This is a genomic window from Aminivibrio pyruvatiphilus (assembly GCF_004366815.1).
Lineage (GTDB): Bacteria > Synergistota > Synergistia > Synergistales > Aminobacteriaceae > Aminivibrio > Aminivibrio pyruvatiphilus.
The window spans coordinates 43,966-64,469 of record NZ_SORI01000001.1 but is presented as its reverse complement, the minus strand read 5'-3'; the positions used below and the strand labels follow the sequence as shown (position 1 = coordinate 64,469).

The window sequence follows — 20,504 nt, the reverse complement described above, 5'->3', positions numbered from 1 at the left end:
CTTTTTCCTTTCCGGGGGGGTAAAATTTTGAAATTTTTCACTGCCGTCTTCAGATTCATTCATCTCACCCTCGTGGCCTTCGCGAAACTGCTTCTCCCGGCCATGGTGGTCCTCATCTTCGCCAACGTCTTCATGCGATACGTCCTGAACTCGGGCATTCCGTGGTCCGAGGAAGTTTCCATCGTCATCGTGGTCTGGTTCACCTTCATCTCCCTTGCCCTGGGAGTGAAACACCGTCTTCATATCAGCCTCTGCCTTCTTCCGGAGCGGATTTCCCCCCGGACGGACTTTGTCCTGGCGAAGCTCACGGATCTTGTCACCCTCTTTCTCGGATTCATCATGGTCCGCTATGGATGGATCCTCGTTCAGTTCACGAGCAGGTCCATCCTCCCGGCCACCGAAATGCCCGCCTCGGTGATGTACTTTCCCCTGGTCCTCTCGGGCATCCTGGTGTTCTACGAGGGATTCATGAACCTGTTCGGCCTGGACAAGGGAGATGCCGGCATGGACGAAAAGCTCTCCGGGGGGAGGTGCGCTCCCGATGCCTGACACGACTTTCGCTTCCTGGCTGCTCCTCGGCTCTTTCGGAGTCTTCCTGGTCCTCAAGGTGCCCATCACTTTTTCCCTGGCGGTTTCATCCATCATTACCGCCATGTACCTGAAAATCCCTCTCATGGCCGTCATGCAGCAGATGGTCCAGGGGGTGAATTCCTTTTCCCTCCTCGCCATCCCGTTCTTCATCATCGCCGGTGAGATGATGGGCGAGGGTGGGATCTCCCGGCGGCTCATCGCCTTCTCCAACCTTCTCGTGGGGAGGGTCCGGGGAGGCCTTGCCCAGGTGAACGTGCTGGCGAGCATGTTCTTCGGCGGCATATCGGGCTCCGCCGTGGCGGACGTATCCTCCATCGGCACCATCCTCATCCCCATGATGAAGAAGGAAGGGTACGACGCCGACTACTCCGTGGCGGTCACCGTCACAAGCGCCTGCCAGGGCATCATCATCCCGCCGAGCCACAACATGATCATCTATTCCCTCGCCGCGGGGGGCGTTTCCGTGGGGCGGCTCTTCCTCGGCGGCTTCGTCCCGGGCGTCATCCTCGGCATCGCTCTCATGATCACCAGCTACATCATCGCAGTGAAGCGGGACTACCCCAAGGAAAAGCCCTGTACCTGGAGAGAAGCCCTGAGGATCTCCCGGGAGGCTGTCCTCGGAATCTTCACCGCCGTCATCATCATCGGCGGCGTCATCTCGGGCGTTTTCACCGCCACGGAGTCGGCGGCGGTGGCCTGCGTCTACGCCTTCTTCGTCACCTTCTTCGTCTACAGGGAAATCCCCCTGTCGCGGATGAACAAGATCCTCTATTCCTCCCTCAAGACCCTGGCCATGGTGATGAGCCTCATCGCGGCGGCGAAGGCCTTCGGATGGCTGCTCTCCTACCTGAAGATCCCCGCCCTGGCCACAAGCGCCCTGCTTTCAGTCACCGACAGCCCGGTACTCCTGCTGCTCCTCGTCAACCTGCTTCTCCTCGCCCTTGGCTGCATCATGGACATGGCCCCCCTGATCCTCATCACCACCCCGATCCTCTTCCCCGTGGTGGTGGGGACCCTGGGCATGCACCCCGTCCAGTTCGGCATCATGATGATGCTCAACCTGGGCATCGGGCTCTGCACGCCGCCCGTAGGCTCGGCCCTCTTCGTGGGCTGCGCGGTGGGAAAGATCTCCCTCGAGAAGGCGACCCGGGCCATGCTGCCCTTCTATGCGGCCATGGTGGCGGTGCTGCTGCTCATTACCTTCGTCCCCCAGGTGGTCCTCTTCGTTCCCGAACTGGTCATGGGGAAATAGGCAGCCCACCGGCGGAAAGAACAGCCCGGCCTTTCTTCAGCGGAAAGGCCGGGTCGTTTTTGTCTCCGGATTCGGAAAAGAACATCCTATGTGCGTTCCCGCAGCTCGCCGAGCCTGTCGATAAGAGCTGTTCTGAGGGACGGGGCAAGGCCGGGGAAAAAGCTGTCGGTCATTTCCCCGAGGCTCCGGCCCCGAAGCTGGCGGAAGTCGGAAAGCTCCAGTGGACCTCCGGGAAGATCCTTCACGCCGTCACAGTCATACAGTTCCGTCATGGCGGCGATGCATTCCGTCAGGACGGGGGGCAGCTCGCCGAATTTCTCGAAGTACCCCTCAAGGGTGGGCCGGAGCCTTGTGTTCGACTTGGCCACCGAGTTGAGGGCGATGGACCGGAACGCGTGCTCCAGGGCCGGATTCCTGAACCGCTCGAGAACATCCTCGCCGTACTGGTGCGCCTCGGCATCGTCGGAAAAGGCGGGGACAATTTCGTCGTGCACCAGGCTCCTCAGCCTGGGAGCGAAACGATCATCCTCCACGAAGTCCCTGACGTATTCCACCCCGGCGAGAAGGGCCACGGGGACGGAAGCCGTGTGGACCCCGTTGAGCACCCGGACTTTCCTGTCCCGGTAGAAGGAGAGCCTGTCTTCGGTGATCACGGCGTTCAGCCCGGCCTTGTGGAAGGGAAGAATATCCAGTATTGATTTATCTCCCTGGAGGACGAAGAGGTGGAAGAGCTCCCCTGCAGTGACGTTTCTGTCCTCATGCCCTATCTTCCGGAAGACCTCCGCCGACTCCTTTGCAGGAAACCCCGTGACGATCCGGTCCACCAGGGTGTCGTAGAAGGTGCACGCCTCGAGGTACCTGAAATAGGCGGGGCCATAGTTCCAGAGCCGCCCGTATTTTTCCAGGCAGTCCTTCAGGGCGGCGCCGTTGTTCTCTATCAGCTCCAGGGGAACGATGTACAGGGGGGACAATCCGGCCGCCGACCGCTTCTCAAGGGCCGCCGCGAGGAGGGAGGGATAGTTGTGGGGCGCCTTTTTCTCCTCGAAAAAGATGCCCGCTTCGGTGGTATTGGACGTCACCACCCTGAGGCCGGGGGACATGGCTGCCTCGAACATGGCCTTCAGACCCTCGGGAGTGAAGGGGTTGGAGCCTCCGGCCACCACTCTGACGGGGTCGAGTATTTCCCGGTATTCCCCTTCCTGGTACCCCCTGAGAAGGACATGGTACTCCCCGGCGGCGGCGATCTCCTCCACCCGGCCCATGTCGATGGGCTGCACCAGGAAGACTTTGTATTTATCCCCAGTGGCGTCTTCTATTTTCTGCAGCATCCAGTCGAAAAACGCCCGGATGAAGTTTCCCTCGCCGAACTGAAGCACGGTATAGTTCATGGTCGTTCTCCTTTCTTCCCGGTCCTAGAGGATGACGCCGTCCTTGAAGATGGCGATCTCTCCTGTACGGTTCTCCTCGTTTCGCGTGAGGCGGCCCGAGGCGGTCTCCGCAAGCAGGGAGATCAGCCGGGCTGCAGTCTCCTTCCTGTCGGCCCCGGAGAGCAGAGGGCCGGCGTCAAAGTCGATCCATCCCCGCTTCCGGTTGTACAGATCCGTGTTTGAGGAGATTTTTATGGTGGGAACCACCGTGGAATAGGGGGTTCCCCGCCCCGTGGTGAAGAGGATCACCTGGGCGCCGCTCGCCGCCATGACGGTGGCGGAAATGAGGTCGTTCCCCGGGCCGAAGACCACGGAGACCCCTCTCCTCGTGGCCTGGGCCCCCATGGTGAGCACACCGGTCACCGGAGCGGAACCGCACTTGTTCACCGCCCCCAGGGACTTCTCCTCCAGGGTGGTGATGCCGCCGTCCTTGTTTCCCGGCGACGGGTTTTCGTATACCGGCTGGTTGTGGGCGTCATAGTAATCCCGAAACCACTTGATGGTGCCCGAGAAGGCCCTGAAGACATCTTCGTCGGAGATCCGGGAGGCAAGCACATCCTCGGCGCCGAACATTTCGGGAATCTCCGTGGCGAGAACCCTGCCGCCCCAGGCGCAGAGCATGTCCGCCGCCTCTCCGACCAGGGGGTTGGCCGAAAGTCCCGAGAATCCGTCGCTGCCGCCGCACTTCACCCCGATGGTCACTTCCGAAAGGGGAAACTCCGTCCTCGCCCTGGGAGCCGCCTCCGCAAGCTCGTCGAGAAAACCGTAGAGGTGCTGCCGGTCGTCGTCCACTTCCTGGAGAGAAAAGAACCTGGCCTTCCGGAGGTCAGAAAGACGGGTCTCCATGAAAACCCTCTGGAGATTCTCGCACCCAAGGCCGGCCACGACGACCCCCGCTGCACAGGGGTTTCTCGCAAGTCCCTCGAGGACTGCCGCAGTCATGTCCAGGTCCTTTCCGAGCTGGGAGCAGCCGTAAGGGTGAGAGAGCACCCGGACTTTTTCTATCCACGGCGGCGGAGTGTATCCGTCCGCCAGGAATTTCAGGTACTCGTTGACGCATCCCACGATGGGGATGATCCAGAGTTCGTTCCGGATTCCCGGCGCGCCCTGTTCCCTGGCATACCCTGAAAAATAAGGCACAGGACCGGCAGGTTCCCGGAAGCCTGCCCCGGAGGGATTCCAGTCCATGCTCCATTCTGCCCGGAGGGCGGACTCCACGTTATGCACATGGACCTTCTCTCCGGGAGCGATATCCCTGGATGCCCGGCCCATGGGATGACCATACTTGACCACCGGGCCTCCCCTGGGAATGTCCCGCAGGGCGGCCTTGTGTCCCGCCGGAATATCATCCCGCAGCACCACGCCGGTTCCTGAAAGGCTCTGCCCGGCCTTTCCCCCTTCCGGAAGCACCGCCACGGAATCTTCCGCCTTCAGCAGGATGCAGCGGACTTCGTTTTTCTCCATTAATGTCATGGGTTGTCCCTCCCTCGTCAATCCATTGTGCAATAAAAGCATTCATCCACTAAACGTTTTCCCCAACATAGCGGAGAAAATGAAAAAGTCAAGAAGGGAAATACATTCCCGGGCATACCGCACCCGTTGGGGCGGCCGGTGCCGTTAGCGGGTATCCTGTCGGGCTCGGAGATCCCGCAAAAACCAGACCGTGAGGGGCAGGCAGCTCAGGAAGGTCAGCCCGTCGGCGAGGGGCTGGGTTATCTGGACTCCGGTAATCCCCAGAGCTCCCGGAAGGACCAGGATCAGGGGCAGAAAGAAAATTCCCTGCCTGGCCAGGGAAAGCGCCGTGGCCGTCCATGACCTGCCGATGGACTGGAAGGTCATGTTGCACACCACTCCCAGCGGCACCAGCGGCATGGCGAGACACATGGCCCGCAGGGCTCCCGCCCCTATCCGCACCACCTCGGCATCATTCCTGATAAAGAGCCTGATCAGGACCGGCGCGGCCGTGAATCCCGCAAGAGCAGCCACCGTCATCAGCACCCCCGTTACTTTCAGAGTGAAGCAGAACGCGGCTTTCACCCGGTCGTAGAGTCCGGCGCCGTAGTTGTACCCCACGACGGGCATATACCCCTGCCCGATGCCGAGATTGACGGCAAAGACGAACATGAAGAGCCTGCCGACGATGGACATGGCCGCCACGGCGGCGTCGCCGTAGACGGCGGCGCTGACGTTGAGGGCAATGGTGGCGATGCTGGCGAGGGCCTGCCTGCAGAAGGAGGGGAGGCCATTTTTGAGGATGTGGAGGTAGGTCCCGGGACGCTTCGATATTCCCGCTGCCCCCAGCCTGACGATGGTCTTTCCCCGAAGAAACCATGAGAGCAGGATGCAGAAGCTGACGCACTGGCTGATCGCCGTTGCGATGGCCGCCCCCGCGATACCCATTCCGAAGCCGAAGATGAACAGCGGATCGAGCAGCAGGTTGAGAAGCCCGCCGGTCGTCAGCCCCACCATGGCAAACCTTGCCTTTCCTTCGGCCCGGAGGATGTTGTTCAGCAGGAAGGACGACGCCATGACCGGTGCCGCGTACAGAATATAGGCCGCGTAGTCCCTTGCGTAGGGCAGGATGGTCTCCGTGGCCCCGAGGAGGCGCATCAGGCCGTCAAGAAAGAGCAGGCCGAAAACGGAGAGAAGCGTTCCGAAGGCGGCGGCCGCAAGAAGGCCGCTTGCAGCGACCCTGTTTGCCTCGTCCGTTTTCTGGGCACCCAACAGCCTGGAGATCTGGGCTCCGGAACCCATGCCGATGGTAAAACCCACAGCCTGGATAATGGCCATGAGCGAGAAAACGATGCCGACGGCTCCCGAAGCGCTTGTTCCCAGCTTCGAGACGAAATAGGTATCTCCCAGGTTGTACACCGCCGTCACCAGCATGCTGATGATAGTGGGTACCGCCAGGGAAAATACAAGGCTGCCCACCGGCATCTGCGTCATCCTGAGATACTGGGAGTTTTCCTTGTTCATTCCGCCGGGCTCTTCTCTGCCGCCTTCCTTATGCCCCGGTTTCGCCGTCACCGGTGGAGCTTCGAAATATCCACGGCGATGTAGGAAAGGTTGTGGGCATGGTCACAGACTCTCTCCAGGTTGCTGAGAATGTCGATGAATATCACGCCTCCCTGGGGAGTGCATTCGCCCCGATTGAGCCGGGTGATGTGGTTTTTCCTCAGGGTCTTTTCCTTCCGGTCCACTTCATCCTCGAGCCGGTCCACTTCCTTCGCCTTTGCCACGTCCTCCTCGTCGAGAGACTCCAGGCTCAGGCGGACGGCATCCTCGACGCTGTCGAACATGTCCCGGAACTCCTCCATGGCGAGGGAGGAGAACTCGACCCCGTGGTCGATCTTGTATTCGTACAGTTCAATGAGGTTCGTGGCATGGTCGCCTATCCGCTCGATGTCACCCACGCCGTTGACATAGGAGCCGAGCACCGTGGACAGGTCGCTGGACAGTCCCTTCTGCCAGATTTCCGAGGCGTAGGCGGTGATGGACCGGTTGATCTCGTTCACGCCCTTCTCCGTCTGGGTCACCTCGTTGATCATCTTCGGGTCGTTTTCCTCGAAGGCCCGGCGTACGTCCCGGAGCATGGAAGCCGCCAGGGAACCCATGTGGAGAATCTCCTTCTTCACGGCGTCCACCGCTGCCGCGGATGATGCGCCGATGAGCTTCATGTCCAGGTACATAGGCCCGGCCACCGAGGTCTCCCCCCTGTCGGGGACCAGGTGCCGGATGACCCAGACGAGAACGGACACAAAGGGAAGAAAGAGGATTGTGTTGGCCACGTTGAATATGGTATGGGCATTGGCAAGCTGCCTGCTGATGTCCCCCGAGGTGGAGACGATGACCTGCTTGTAGAGGGGAAGGGCGGCGAGGAAGATGCAGGCGCCGATGACGTTGAAGAGCACATGGGCCGTGGCCGCCTGTTTCGCCGACCGGTTGGCCCCCATGGAGGCGATGACCGCGGTGATGGTGGTTCCTATGTTGTCGCCGAGAAGGATCGGAATTGCGGCGTCCAGAGTGAGAAGTCCCTGGGCCGCCATGGCCATGGTCAGACCTATGGTGGCCGAGCTTGCCTGGACCACCATGGTGACCGCCGTGCCGACGAAAACGCCGAGCAGGGGGCTGGAGCTGAAGGCAAGAAAAAGGTCCTTCCTGTCCCGGAGAAAGGCCATGGAGGCTTCCATGGTCTGCATGCCCAGGAAGAGGAGACCGAAACCCACGAGCCCGTTGCCGATGTATTTCTGCCGCTTGGTCCTCCCGAAGAGGACGAGGAGCACCCCGATACCCAGGATGGGAAGGGAGAAGTCCTTGATCTTGAAGGCCACGATCTGGGCGATCACCGTGGTTCCGATGTTGGCGCCCATGATTACGCCCACGGCCTGCTTCAGGGTCATGAGCCCCGCGTGGACGAAGCTCACGGTCATGACCGTGGTGCCGCTGCTGCTCTGGATGAGCATGGCCACAAGAGCACCTATGAAGACGCCCCGGATCGGGGTCTTGGTGAGAGAACCTATGAGCTGCCGCATCCTGTCGCCTGCAAGGTACTGGAGCGCCTCGCTCATCAGCTTGATTCCGTACAGGAAAAGCCCCACGCCGCCGATAATCTGAAACACACTGCCCCACGTCACAACAACATCCCCTGCCCCTTCATCGTTTCGTTCCGGCTACACAACAGCAGGATGACAGAACAGGCGGGCACTCCTCCGAAACTACAGGAGGGAGCCGCCTCCTCATTCACCCTTTATCAGGTTTTCCAGCTCGTCGGGGGTAACGATCTCCTCTTCTTCGTCGGGCAGATAGTCCCTGTTCCGTTTCGCGATCTCTTCGGCTATGAGCTTCGCTTCCTCGAACTGGATTTTCTCTTTATCCATGAGGGATCCTCCTTTCCCGCTCCTGCCGGGCCTGGTGAGCACTCTCCATCCGTCGTCCTTCCGGGGCCCGTACAGGCTGACCGGCATGCCGGACACGCTGCCGGCCTTCTTCAGAAAATACGTCACCGCCTCAAAGGGCAGCCCGGCGTCCGCTGCAGCCTGGGTCACCTCGTCGCCGGTCTTCATCCAGAAGGCATCCTCCCTGCGCCGGGAAGCATAGGGCTTCCGCGCTTCGAGCCTGAACACCAGCACTTCTCCATCCTCTGCCTCCGCTTCTCCTGCCGCAACCCGATACTCGGCCAAGGGGACACCTCCTTCTTCTCATTGCAGTATCTTATCATGTTTTTCCCTCCCCGTTTTGTGATACCATGAGAAACGGAAATAAACCCAGGCCCGTTTCCCCGGGCGGAAGGAGACCATCCCCTGGACACTTTTTCATACTATCCGTGGCAGCTCAGGGCCCATAGGGCCATCCGAGGAAAGAACGCCGTGCTCTCCGCCCCCACGGGATCGGGAAAGACGCTTGTTGCCTACCTCTGGGCCGGCATCCTCGACGAGGAGGGGTTCCCGGTCTACCCTGAAGGCGGGCGGATCATCTTCACCGCCCCGATCAAGGCACTGAGCAACGAACGGTACCTCGACCTCAGGAAGATGGGGTTCGACGTGGGCATCGAGACGGGGGACTTCAAGAAAAACGAGGGAGCCTCCATTATCTGCTGCACCCAGGAAATCTATTCCCTGAAATACGCCTTCGTCCCGGGCCAGAAACTCATCGTGGACGAATTCCACTATATCTTTGACGATCCCGACCGGGCAAGGGCCTATATCGACGGCATCCGGGACACGGATCCCACCACCGCCGTCCTCGTCATGTCGGCAACCCTCGGGGGCGCTTCCTCCGTGGCCGGTTACCTCAGCGGTGTAACGGGGAGGACATTCTTCCTGCACGAAAACACCCGCCGGGAGACGGAGCTGATCTTCACCCCCGCAAAGCCGGCACGAATCGACGGGCTGAAGGATGCCCTGGTCTTTCTGTTCTCACAGAAGGGAGCTGTGGAGCTGGCCTTTCAGGCCTCCAGAAGCCGGAAGAAAATTTCGGCGGGGCAGCGGGACCGTCTCCAGGAGATCGCGTCCATTCTCGAGGTGCCGAAAATCCAGCCGCCCCTCTTCACAGGGGTCGGCATCTACCACGGGGGGATGCTGCCCAAGGAAAAGCTGCTGGTGGAACGGGCCTTCCGGGAGAGGATCCTCGACGTGGTCTGCGGCACCAACGCCCTCGCCCTGGGAGTGAACCTTCCGGCCGAGACTGTGGTCTTCGCCCAGCTCGTCCACTACCATTCCGACATGCCCGTCTCGAAGAACGAATTCTCCCAGATGGCAGGCAGGGCGGGACGGAAGGGGCTCTTCGATCCCGGCTACGTGACCTGGCTTCTCAACTCACCCTTCGAGCGAAGGGGCTTTTCCACGGGGGATATTTTCCGGGAGCTGGTGGACGCCCCGCCGGAACCGGCGTCGGTTTCCCTCCGGCCTTCCTTCGGGCGGCTGCTTCGGAAGCAGGTGCTCCCCGAGGCGGAAGCGGAGTATATCGCCGGATTCTCCTGGCCGAAGGGAGATCCGTATCTCACGGAGCACATCCTGCGGTCAGGGATGAACAGGATCGACCGGGCGGTGCGGAAGATGGTGGGTGGACACGAGAAGAAGAAGTTCCGGAAACTGCTGGCGGCTCTCTGGTACGACGAGATGGACATCGAGGAGAACCTGGAGATGGCCTATCTCTTCTTTTCGGAGACGAGCCCCGGCGCCATCATGGCGGCCCAGGTCATTCTCCCCTTCGAGCGAAACTACCTCCAGGCCCTGCTGAAGGTAAAGCGGTACGCTAACCGCCTGCCGAAAGGATACGCCTTCCGGTCCATGAAGGAGCTGAACGCCGTGGTGGACGACATTGATCCCACCATCTACGGATTCGAGGAAAAAATAGGGGAAATAGAAGATTCCCTGAGGTGAGCCTCAGGATTCGGTCCGTCCGTAGACAACGCCCTTTCCCATGTCGTTTAGGGACCGACGGATAAAGAGGTCCGTCCCGAGGGAAAGATCGATGATGGCAGGCGACTCCGGCCGGCGCCCCCTGGAATCCACCGAGAGGCAGACCTGTGGGCGGAGCAGGTCTTTGTTCCGGACACCGGTGACAACACCTACGCTGTAATCGGAGAGTTCCACCACCGTTCCCGGGGGATAGAGCCCCACCGACAGAAGAAGGGCCCGGACGATGGCCCCGTCAAAGCTGCTTCCGGAAGATTCGAGAATCATGGAGACCGCTTCCCTGCTCCTCATGGGATCCTTGTACACCCGTTTTGCCGTGAGGGCGTCGAACACGTCGGCCACGGCGGCAATTCTGGCGTGGATGGAAATCCGGTTCTCCCTCAGTCCGTCGGGGTACCCGTCCCCTCCCCAACGCTCGTGGTGGCTCCTCACCACCGAGAGCAGCCGCCGGTCGCTCACCCCCGACGCCACGGCGGAGACCATCCCGTGGATGGAATGGGTCTTCATTATCTCGAACTCCTCGGAGGTCAGACGGCCCGGCTTGTTGAGAATTTCCTGGGGGACCTTCGCCTTCCCCAGGTCGTGGAGCAGTCCGCCGAAGGTCATGGTTTTCACGAGTTCTTCGTCCCCGGGATGAAGTATGGAGGCGAGATATCCAGAGAGAAGGGCCACGTTGAGAGAATGGATGAAGGTGTACTCATCGGAATCCTTCACCTTGCCGAGACAGAGGAGAATCTGGGGGGACCGCATCACGTCCCGGGCCAGCCTGTCCGCCTCTTTTTCGAGGGTTTCCATTCCCTCCCGGGAATGCCCGTTCTCCGAAATCCTGGAGTAGACTTCCTCGACCTGGTCGATGGCCCTTCGTGCCAGTCCCGGGTCAAGCATGCGGGTTTTCGGCTCGATGGCCCGGAGGACGGCCTCGAACTCTTCCTCCGTGATGTCGGAAGAGACCTGGACGGGGATAAACTCCCTGTTCCAGCGCCGGAGAGTCTTCGTTATTCCGGGCATGGTCCGGAGCATCAGCGGGATATCGCTGCCCCTGGGAAGGAGCAGAGCCCCGTCCTCCGAAATGATGTCCTCGGCCACCTTTCCCCGGTAATGGCAAAGGTCGTCCAGGGGAACATCGACCACGTTCTCCCCGCCGGTTTCCCCGTATCTGTTCTGCGGTTCTGCCGAGGGCGGTTTTTCCATGTCAGAGCCTGATTTTCTTGAGATTCTTCTGGGCCAGGACGATGGCCGAGATGGTGGCCGCCATGGATCCGAATTTCCTGGAGGCATCACCCAGAACCTCCACGGAGCTCTCCATTTCGCCGGAACTCCTGTTGACCTTCTCCCCGGCGTCGGCCATGGTCCGCTCCATCCTCTCCATGAAGGCCTTGTTGGTGTCGAGGAACCTGGTGAAGGTTGTCAGGGACCGGCGGATCATGTCAAACATGTCGCTGATCCCCCGGATGTCCTCCATGGCCCGCTCCACCGAGCCGGAGATCTCCCCCACCTTGGCTCCGATGGACTCGGAGGCCGCCTTTGTTTCGGCGGCAAGTTCCTGGACGTTCTTCGCCACGATGGCGAATCCCCTTCCGTGTTCCCCCGCCCGGGCCGCCTCAATGGAAGCGTTCAGCGCAAGAAGATTGGTCTGCTTGGCGATACGCTGGATTTCCTTCGACATTTTTTCGATCTCCAGGAAGGACTCGAGAGTGCCGGTGGTGGCGTCCACGGTCCGGGACACGTTCTCGCTCATGCCTTCGAGGTCGGTGCCGGAACGCTGAAGCTCTGTTACGAGGTCGCCGTTCATCCGGTTGATCTGTTCCACCGTTTCCCTGGTCTCCCGACCGCTCCTGTCAAACTCGGCCTGAAGATCGCTGAGAACGCGGCTGAGCTGCACGAACCGCTCCGACGTCTCCGCTATCTCCTCCTCCACTGAACGGACGCGGTTCACCAGCACCTCGTCAAGCTGGGCCATGAAGGAGTTCATGAGGGTGTTGGCAAAATAAGCGCTGCCGAGCTGGTGGATCACTTCCGAATACTTGCGCTCCATTCCGTCGTCCTCCCGGCCGGGGCCGTCAGCGGCCGTAGATTTCGTCGAGAACGTCCACCCCGCAGGAGAGATTCTCGAACCACGAAAGGAATTTTTTCACGTTCTGCCGGCCCTTGATGAAAGCGCCGTGCTGGGGGGCGATGTGCTCCACGTCGAGGGCGGACACCATTTTGACCCACCGGCGGCATGCGGCGTTGGACGCCATGTACCTCCTGTGGAAGCCCTCCATGTACTTCAGGTGGGAATCCAGGTCCTCCGTCACGGGATACCGGCCGCCCCGGGGGAAGATGGCCGCGCCGATGTCCCCGGTGAAGAGAATCTTCGACGCAGGGTCGTAGAGGGAGAAGCATCCGGTGGAGTGAAGAAAGTGGGACGGGATCATGACAAGCTTCTTCCCGTTGCCCAGGGTGACTGTCTCGCCCTTGTCCGGAATGGGGGCGATGCGCTTCACGTCGTAGATTCCGAAATGGGGAAGAAACCGCACCCACAGACCCGAAATGTGCACCGAGGCCTTCTCGGCCATGGAGAGCCAGAGGGTGATCCCCGACGACACGTCGGGATCCTGGTGGGAGTAGAAAATATGCCTGATGTTTTTCAGCTCGAAGAGTTCGGCCACGTTGGCGAGGACCCTGGGAAAGACATGGGCTCCGCCCGGATCGAGAAGGACCACTTCTCCTCCCGACGAGATGACGTACTGGTTCGTCTGGACGGCCACCTCTTCCTCCTGCTCCTCCCATCCGAGCATGATGAACCGGTGATCGCCCTGATCGTACAGGGAAAGGGAACTCACATGCTGCATATACTCCAACTCCTTCCCGAAATGACCGTATTAGGTTCATTCCCGGATGCTTTGGTACCGGGCAAAAAGCGGCGTCCGGAATATTTTCCTTTGATTATATCCCGACCTATGCGGGAAACAAAGGGGTATGCCCCGCTTTTCTGAACCGGAGGGTTTCCCCGGGCGGAAGAGGAGGACTCAGCAGGTAGCCCTGGATTCCATCACATCCGTTCTGCCTGAGGAAATCAAGCTGCTCTCTCGTCTCCACCCCCTCGGCCACCACGGCCATGCCGAGAGATCGTCCGAGGCCGATGACCGCCCGGGTGATGGCGGCGTCGTTCCTGTCCTCCAGGACCCCCTCCACGAAGGACTTGTCGATCTTCAGCACGTCGATGGGCAGCCGCTTGAGATAGTTCAGGGAGGAATACCCCGTGCCGAAGTCGTCCACGTAGACCGTCATCCCCAGGTCCTTGACCGCCGAGAGAATGGCCACCGAATCCACCAGGTCCTCCATGATCCCCGACTCGGTGATCTCGATGCCTATCCGTGAAGGGGACACGGAATATTCATCCATGGCCGCCTTCAGGACGGAGACGAGCCCGTCCTGGTGGAACTGCCGGGCCGAGAGGTTCACCGCCACCTCGGGGGGAGGATACCCTTCGTCCGTCCACAGGGAAACCTGGCGGCAGACCTCCCGGAAGACCCATTCGCCCAGGGGCAGGATCAGCCCCGTCTCCTCAGCGAGGGGGATGAATTCCCAGGGGGGAATCACCCGGTCGGGGGCATGCCAGCGGAGCAGGGCCTCCATGCCGGACACCCGGTCCTCCCGGAGGTCATACTTCGGCTGGTAGACCAGGCGGAACTCGTCTCTTTCGAGACCCCGCCTCAGCGAGTTCTCCAGAAGGAGCCTGGACGATGCCTGCTCTCCCAGTTCGCCGGTGAAGAACCGGAAATTGCTTATGCCGAGTTCCTTGGCCTTGTGCATGGCCATGTCGGCTTTTTTGAGCAGCGTCTCCGCCGTCCTGCCGTCATCGGGAAAGACGGCGATGCCGAGGGAGGCGCTGAGAAAGATCCTGTTCCCCGCCGCATCCACGGGATCGTTCAGCAGGGAGAGTATTTTCTCCGCCCCGGAGGCAATCTCCTCCACGGAGCGGGCCTCGGGGATGAGGATGTGAAAGTCGTCGCCGCCGATCCGGGACGCCCTGTCCCTGCCGCCGAGGTGGCGGGACAGCCTCGCGCCCACCTGCTGCAGCACGTCGTCCCCTGCGAAATGTCCGAGGGAATCGTTGATGTTCTTGAAGCGGTTGATGTCCAGCACCAGGAGGGCAAGGCGCCTTCCGTCCCGGCCCTGCCGCTCCAGCTCACTTTCCAGGCGGGAGTAGAACACGGTCCTGCTCGCAAGGCCGGTAAGCTGGTCGAAGTTGGAGCGGAGCTCGATCTGCGCATCCTTGAAATGAACCTCCGACAGGTCGTTGAAGACGGCGATGTAGTCGGTGACGTTCCCGTTCTCATCATGGACGGCCGAGCAGCAGAGCCACTCGGGGTAGACTTCGCCGCTCTTCCTCCGGTTCCAGATCTCTCCCTCCCACTTCCCCTCGTTGATCAGGGTCTTCCAGAAGTCTTCGTAGAACTTCGGAGGGTGCCGGTCCGACTTGAGGATCCGGGGATTTCTTCCCACCGCCTCTTCGGCGCTGTACCCCGTGATGGAGGAAAAGGCAGGGTTCACCATGCGGATGATGCCCGTGGGATCGGTGACCACGATCCCTTCCACCGTGCTGGAAAACACGGTGGAAATGATCTGCAGGGCCCGCCGCACTTTCTCGGTCCCCTCGCCGCACCCGAAGAGCTCACCGAACCTTTCGGCAAAAGCATTTCCCTTCAGGGGAGCCGTTCCTCCCGTTTCCTTCATCGCCCGTCCCTCCCCTCTCCGCCGGCGATCAGGGACGCCACGGCATCAGCGGCGCCGGGAAAGGCGATGGAAGAGGCGGCCTTTTCCATGGCGGCTAGAACGGACCGGTCGGCGAAAAAGCGATCGACGATCCGCTCCACGTCCCCGGCGGTCCTGGCGAGAATACCGGCCCCCTTCTCCTGGAGATAGGCGGAATTGTTGGTCTCCTGTTTCGGGATGGGATTGACGAGGATCATGGGCACGCCCGCACAGAGCGCCTCGCTCACCGTCAGGCCGCCGGGCTTGGTGATCAGCACCGACGCCCGGGCCATGAGCTCCTCCAGGTTGTCCACGAAGCCCCTGACCTTCAGGGAAAGACCGCCTCCAGCGGTGACGTTCTCGAGGTCCGCAAGGAGATCCTTGTTCCGTCCGGTCACCACGGTCACGTCGATGGGGTGGCCGGACCTCGAAAGGGCCGCCAGGATGTCCAGAGCAAGGATGTTCGGGATGCTGCTGGCCACAAAGAGGAAAGAAAGGCGCTTCTTCGAGAAGTTTCGTCCCTCCCGCTTCAGGGAGGCGAACTTCCGGGAGACGGGAATCCCCGTCATGGAGATCTTCTCCCTGGGGACGCCGAGGGCCAGGAGTCCCCGGAGAACCCGGTCGCCGGAGATGAAGTACCTGTCCACGTGGTCCTTCACCCACATGCGGCGGAGGCCGAAATCGGTGATCACCGTGTAGATTTGACCGCTGTACAGCCCCGCTTCCTTCATGCGGGAGAGGACGTTCAGAGGGAAGTAGTGGGTGCAGATGCATTTCCGGGGTTCGTTCTCGGCGATGTAGCGCATGAATTTTTTCACGTTCTCGGTGGAGATCTTTTCGAAAAGCCGGAGGGCGGCGCTCTCCTCCCGGTTCTTGTCGGTGAGGTCGTACATGATCCTGCAGGCCAGGTGGGAATGTTCGCTCACGAAGGCGTAGACATCGCTGTAGGACCATTTGAAGAGGTCGCTCGAGAAATCGAGCAGGTCCATGACCACGTTGGGAACCATGCGCTGGTCCAGGGATTCCCTGATGGCTCTCGCCGCCATCCTGTGACCGTTTCCGGCACTGACATAAATAACGTGAACGGGTCGCACCGAGTTTCCCCCCTGGGCTTTCCGGAAGCGTCCGGGCGGGCGGACTTCGGCAGTCGCCCGCCCGGAAAAGGCATCCTTATAATGAACTGCCCTTCATTGTACCCCATGAAGGGCAAAGGGGAAACCGTCAGACATCTTCCATGGGCAGGACGATGCCCCCCTGGGGGATCACGTAGGACGTAAAATCTTCGCCGTACTTTTCCGCCAGTGAAGGCAGGATATCCGCCAGGGACTCCGCCTTCTCGCAGAACATCAGTTCGCTGTCCTCCCTGCCGGATCGTGAGTACAGCAGGATGGTGCATTCCTTCGCCAGCCGGGCCAGGTAGTACAGCTTGTGGGCGCCGAACCGGAAATCCGCCTCGAAGGCCGCGATGGCGCCGTCAATGCCGAGGCGCCGCTTCGCCCATTCCTCGAAGACCTTGTGTCCGTAGCCTTCCGCCAGCTCGGCGAAAAAGACCAGGGTTCCTCCCGGACGGACGGCCCTCGACGCCATGTAGAGGGCCTTGTGGGCCTGGTACATGTTGATGTCCTTGGGGAATCCCCCTGCCGACAGGAACACCACGTCCGCCTTCTTCGAAATGGGGGCGAAGTTGAACTTGCGGAAGGTGGCGATGCCCTCCCTCCAGGCGTCGTACCAGTGCCCCCCCACCACGCGGACGATATGCTTCGAGCTGTCGGACACGCAGTTGAGGATGAAGTGGAGCGGACAGAACTTTTCCACCGCCTCCACCATCTCGCCGCTGAGGACGTTGCCGTCCACCACGCCGATGCCCACCCCGGGGGCTGTCATCATGCGGTGATTCGTCATGACCGTCTCCCGCCCGGCCACTCCGGGAAGGATGCTCTTCCGTCCTCCCGCGAACCCGGCGTAGTAGTGAAGAAGCACCTCGCCTATGGCGAGCCTGAGATCGGATTCCGCCACGGTTTTGTTGATCATCAGCCGGTTTCCGGTGGACAGGGTTCCCATGTCCACGAGGTCGGGGGAGTCGCAGTCATGATTCTCCACCCGGTATTTTGCGAACACGGCATCGCCCACGGTCTGCCTCGTCTCGTCGTCGTTCATGGGGCGGTGGGTCCCGGTGGCAACAACGATGGAAATCCCCGACGAGGGAACGCCCAGCCGCTCCAGTTCCTCCAGCAGGGGAGGAAGCATCTCGGCGGTGGGGGTGGACCGGGTCATGTCGTTTACGATGATCGCGGCCGTTTTCGGTTTGTTTGCGCCGACGGTCTCCTCCAGGGACGGCCCTGCCGTGGGGTGCTTCACCAGCCGGGCGACCTCCGCCGCCAGGTCGGCCACGGGCTCTCCTCCGGAGGGTTCGAGCACCGCCAGGATATTCTTGTCGGGGATGGAGAGGAAGATGTCCTCCTTTCCCCATTTCAGCACCGTTTTCACTGGTCTCAGCTCCCTTCTGCGGATTATGCGGTCAGGGAGGCCGAGGCCTTCCGCTGCGCCCTCTGCCAGAAGAACACGGCTGCCGCAAGGCCGACTCCGGCCGCGTCCGTCGCGGCGCCGGGGAAGATGAGCAGAATGGCTCCGACGAACATGCCCAGCCGCTGCAGGACGTTCATGGGAACGTACAGGTAGTTCTGCAGCGACGCCGCCAGGGCGATGACCCCCACGAAGCTCGTCACGGTGGACAGGGCGATGGAAAAGTAGTTCGCTCCCACAAGCAGCAGATCCGGGTTATAGATGAAGGTGAAGGGGATGAGGAATCCCGCGAGGGAGATCCGGAACCCCGTCCAGCCCACCGCCGAGGGGCTTTGTCCCGACAGGCCCGCGGCACCGTAGGATGCGATGGCCACAGGAGGTGTCAGGTTGGAAAGGCAGGCGAAGTAGTAGGCGAACATGTGGGCCGCCAGGGGGTTGACCCCAAGTTTCACAAGGGCAGGTGCCGCGATGGTGGCGGTGACGATGTAGCAGGCCGTTGTGGGAAGTCCCATGCCCAGGATGACGCACACGATCATGGTGAGGAAAGTGGTGATGAGGATGCTGCCCCCCGCGAGGGAGACGATATTGTCGCCAAGCACGAGACCCAGACCTGTGAGGTTCGTGATTCCGATGATGTTGCCCACAACAGCGCAGGCGATGCCCACGCCCACGCTCTGCCTGGCTCCGGACTCCATGGCTTTCAGGAAGGATTTCCAGGTAAGCCGGGTTTCCTTCGTGATGAAACTCACTCCCACCGAGGCGATGATGCCGTAGAAAGCCGCGTAGAGAGGCGTTCTGCCGATGAGCAGAAGATACACGATGACGATGATGGGAACGAGCAGGTGTCCCCGCTCTCTCATGACTTTCGTGATCGGGATGATTTCTTCCCTGGGGATGGGCTTCATACCCATCTTGACGGCCTCGATATGGATGACCGCGTACTCCGCCAGGTAGTAGAGCACCGCCGGGATGGCCGCCGCCAGCATGATCTTGGCGTAATGCACCCCGAGGAACTCCGCCATGATGAAGGATGCCGCTCCCATGACGGGGGGCATGATCATGCCTCCCGTTCCCGCCACGGCCACCACCGCCGATGCGAAGACCGGCTTGAAGCCGGCGCCGGTCATGAGGGGAATGGTGAAGGTTCCCGTGGCCGCCACGTTGCCCACGGCGCTTCCGTTGATCATTCCCATGAGGCCGCTGGCCACGATGGACACCTTGGCCTCGCCGCCGATGGTCCTCCCTGCGAGGGACATGGCGAGGTCCTTGATGAACCGGCCCATGCCCGTCTCGGTGAGGAAGGCCCCGAAAAGGATAAAGAGGAAGATATAGGTGGACGACACCCCGAGGGAGATGCCGAAAATACCCTCGGAGGACAGGAAAAGCTGGTAGACGATGCGCCGGAAGCTGAACCCGGTGTGGCCGAGGACGCCGGGAATGTATTCACCCCAGTAGCCGTAGGCGAGAAAGACAAGGGAGAGGATCATCAGTTCCTTCCCCACGGTACGCCTCGTCGCCTCGAGAATGCAGACGATGAGGATGGTTCCCATGACGTAGTCCGGTGTTATGGCGGTTCCCCGGATACTGAAGGCATCAAAGGCGAAGAGGATGTAGAGGCTCGACGACAGGGAGAGGGCGAGCCAGAAGCAGTCAACCGCCGAGGGCCGTCCCCTGGGAGCGCGCTTCGAGCCGGGGTAGAGAAGGAACGTGAGGAGCACGAGGAACGCCAGGTGGACGCTTCGCTGCTTCATGGCCATCAGCGTGCCGAAACCTGACGTGTAAAGGTGGAACAGGGACATGGCCACGGCGATGACCGTTATGGCCGCCGCCCACTTTCCCGTGTATTTCCGGAAGCGGGATTCCGCGTCCGCCTTTTCGAGGACCTTCTCCGCCTCTTCTTCCGATATGATGTCAACAACCGGTTCTTGATTCTCGTTGAGCTTGCCGTTCTGATCAGTCACAGCCGTTTACCTCCGCACGGACGAATGAGGGGAGGGAACAGCCCGTTCCCTCCCCCGTAAAGCAAAACCGGTGCTAGTCTACGATGAGCTTATCCGGTACGTTGACTCCCTTTTCCTTCAGGTACTTCACCGCTCCCTTGTGAAGGGGAATGGTCATTCCGTTCAGCGAGTTTTCGAGCACCGTGTAGGCCGTGGCCTTGTGGGCCGCCACGAGATCGTCGTGGAACTCGTAGGTCGCCTTGGTCAGGAGATAGACGAGCTCTTCGTCCTGGCGCACGTCGGTAAAGAGGATGTTGGACAGGGCCAGGGTCCTGACGTCCTTGTCCTGGTTCGGGTAGGATCCGGCGGGAATGGTGAAGGGGAAGTACCAGGGATACTTCTCCACGATCTCCTTGATCTTGTCTTCTTCCATGGATATGAGTTCACCGGCGCCGGAGGAGAGCACGTCCATGATGGCCGCGGTGGGAACGCCGCCGGCGATATGGGTGCCGTCGGTCTGGGCGTTCTTGAGGAGATCCACTGCCTCGTTGTAGCCGAGGAAGTCGGCGGTCACGTTGGTTTCTCCCTGGTCTTTCATGTAGTTCAGGCCATAGGCTTCCATCATCTCGCGGCTGTTGATCTCGGTGGCGCTGGCCACCTGGCCGGGAACGAACTTTTTGCCCTTGAAGTCGGCGACGGACTTCATCCCGGCGTCCTTGCGGACGATCCAGTGCATCACGTTGGGATAGAGGGTGAACATGCCCCGCATCTCCTTGTAGGGAGGCTTGCCCTCGTAGGTTCCCTTGCCGTAGAAGGCGTAGTAGCAGATGCCGTTCTGGCCGATGGCGATCTGGACTTCCTCGTTCATCATGAGTTCCACGTTCTGGGGAGTGCCCGCAGTGGACTGTGCCGAGGCCCTGGTGACCTCCTTGATGTTCTTGGACCAGATCTGCGCCATGGCGTTGCCGATGGGATAATAGGCTCCGCCTGTGGTGGCGGTGGCGATATTGAGGCGGTAGGACTTGGCCTCGGCTCCGACGATCATGGGGCCTGCCGCAAAGATGAGCGCGAGAACGACCACTGCTGCTATGATGCTTTTCCTCACATTCATTCC

The 20,504-nt window shown here is 60.9% G+C and carries 16 protein-coding genes; 3 read left to right on the top strand and 13 right to left on the bottom strand.

Annotated elements, in window-relative coordinates:
- Positions 1–27 precede the first annotated feature (27 nt).
- Positions 28–549: a TRAP transporter small permease gene (locus C8D99_RS00230; RefSeq protein ID WP_133955154.1), complete on the top strand. Its 522-nt coding sequence runs from the start codon at positions 28–30 to the stop codon at positions 547–549.
- On the top strand, positions 542–1,843 hold the full coding sequence (locus C8D99_RS00225) for a TRAP transporter large permease (RefSeq protein ID WP_133955152.1): 1,302 nt from the start codon (positions 542–544) through the stop codon (positions 1,841–1,843). The genes C8D99_RS00230 and C8D99_RS00225 overlap by 8 nt, the downstream gene beginning before the upstream one ends.
- Positions 1,844–1,929: 86 nt before the next feature.
- Here the strand turns inward: C8D99_RS00225 and C8D99_RS00220 are convergent, their stop codons facing one another.
- The 5 genes from C8D99_RS00220 to C8D99_RS00200 form a co-directional block, all read right to left on the bottom strand.
- On the bottom strand, positions 1,930–3,231 hold the full coding sequence (locus C8D99_RS00220; RefSeq protein ID WP_133955150.1) for a mannitol dehydrogenase family protein: 1,302 nt from the start codon (positions 3,229–3,231) through the stop codon (positions 1,930–1,932).
- Between the two features lie 24 nt (positions 3,232–3,255).
- Positions 3,256–4,743 (bottom strand): UxaA family hydrolase, encoded by a 1,488-nt coding sequence (locus tag C8D99_RS00215; protein ID WP_208321017.1) that lies wholly within the window; start codon positions 4,741–4,743, stop codon positions 3,256–3,258.
- Between the two features lie 144 nt (positions 4,744–4,887).
- Positions 4,888–6,246 (bottom strand): MATE family efflux transporter, encoded by a 1,359-nt coding sequence (locus tag C8D99_RS00210; RefSeq protein ID WP_133955148.1) that lies wholly within the window; start codon positions 6,244–6,246, stop codon positions 4,888–4,890.
- A gap of 47 nt (positions 6,247–6,293) precedes the next feature.
- A complete protein-coding gene (locus tag C8D99_RS00205; protein WP_133955146.1) occupies positions 6,294–7,904 on the bottom strand; it encodes a Na/Pi cotransporter family protein in 1,611 nt (536 codons plus the stop codon).
- Positions 7,905–8,006: 102 nt separating this feature from the next.
- Entirely contained in the window at positions 8,007–8,450 is a 444-nt protein-coding gene (locus C8D99_RS00200) for a hypothetical protein (RefSeq protein ID WP_133955144.1), read from the bottom strand.
- A gap of 78 nt (positions 8,451–8,528) precedes the next feature.
- On the opposite strand from C8D99_RS00200, the gene C8D99_RS00195 reads away from it, so the two are divergent.
- Positions 8,529–10,151, top strand: a complete 1,623-nt coding sequence (locus tag C8D99_RS00195) for a DEAD/DEAH box helicase (RefSeq protein WP_338024395.1) — start codon at positions 8,529–8,531, stop codon at positions 10,149–10,151.
- A 3-nt stretch (positions 10,152–10,154) separates the two neighbouring features.
- Here C8D99_RS00195 and C8D99_RS00190 read toward each other — a convergent pair whose 3' ends face one another.
- From C8D99_RS00190 to C8D99_RS00155, 8 genes are all read right to left on the bottom strand, one after another.
- Positions 10,155–11,378 (bottom strand): HD-GYP domain-containing protein, encoded by a 1,224-nt coding sequence (locus C8D99_RS00190; RefSeq protein WP_166669933.1) that lies wholly within the window; start codon positions 11,376–11,378, stop codon positions 10,155–10,157.
- A 1-nt stretch (position 11,379) separates the two neighbouring features.
- A complete protein-coding gene (locus C8D99_RS00185; RefSeq protein WP_133955138.1) occupies positions 11,380–12,222 on the bottom strand; it encodes a methyl-accepting chemotaxis protein in 843 nt (280 codons plus the stop codon).
- A gap of 25 nt (positions 12,223–12,247) precedes the next feature.
- Entirely contained in the window at positions 12,248–13,021 is a 774-nt protein-coding gene (locus C8D99_RS00180; protein WP_133955136.1) for an oxygen-binding di-iron domain-containing protein, read from the bottom strand.
- Positions 13,022–13,127: 106 nt separating this feature from the next.
- On the bottom strand, positions 13,128–14,909 hold the full coding sequence (locus C8D99_RS00175) for a putative bifunctional diguanylate cyclase/phosphodiesterase (protein WP_133955134.1): 1,782 nt from the start codon (positions 14,907–14,909) through the stop codon (positions 13,128–13,130).
- Entirely contained in the window at positions 14,906–16,021 is a 1,116-nt protein-coding gene (locus C8D99_RS00170; RefSeq protein WP_133955132.1) for an MGDG synthase family glycosyltransferase, read from the bottom strand. Before C8D99_RS00170 ends, C8D99_RS00175 begins: the two co-directional genes overlap by 4 nt.
- Before the next feature lie 127 nt (positions 16,022–16,148).
- Positions 16,149–17,414 carry a nickel-dependent lactate racemase family protein gene (locus C8D99_RS00165; protein ID WP_166669932.1) on the bottom strand — a complete coding sequence of 422 codons (1,266 nt, stop codon included), beginning with the start codon at positions 17,412–17,414 and terminating at the stop codon, positions 16,149–16,151.
- Between the two features lie 23 nt (positions 17,415–17,437).
- Entirely contained in the window at positions 17,438–19,411 is a 1,974-nt protein-coding gene (locus tag C8D99_RS00160; RefSeq protein WP_133955128.1) for a TRAP transporter permease, read from the bottom strand.
- A gap of 73 nt (positions 19,412–19,484) precedes the next feature.
- On the bottom strand, positions 19,485–20,495 hold the full coding sequence (locus tag C8D99_RS00155; RefSeq protein ID WP_166669931.1) for a TAXI family TRAP transporter solute-binding subunit: 1,011 nt from the start codon (positions 20,493–20,495) through the stop codon (positions 19,485–19,487).
- Positions 20,496–20,504 lie beyond the last annotated feature (9 nt).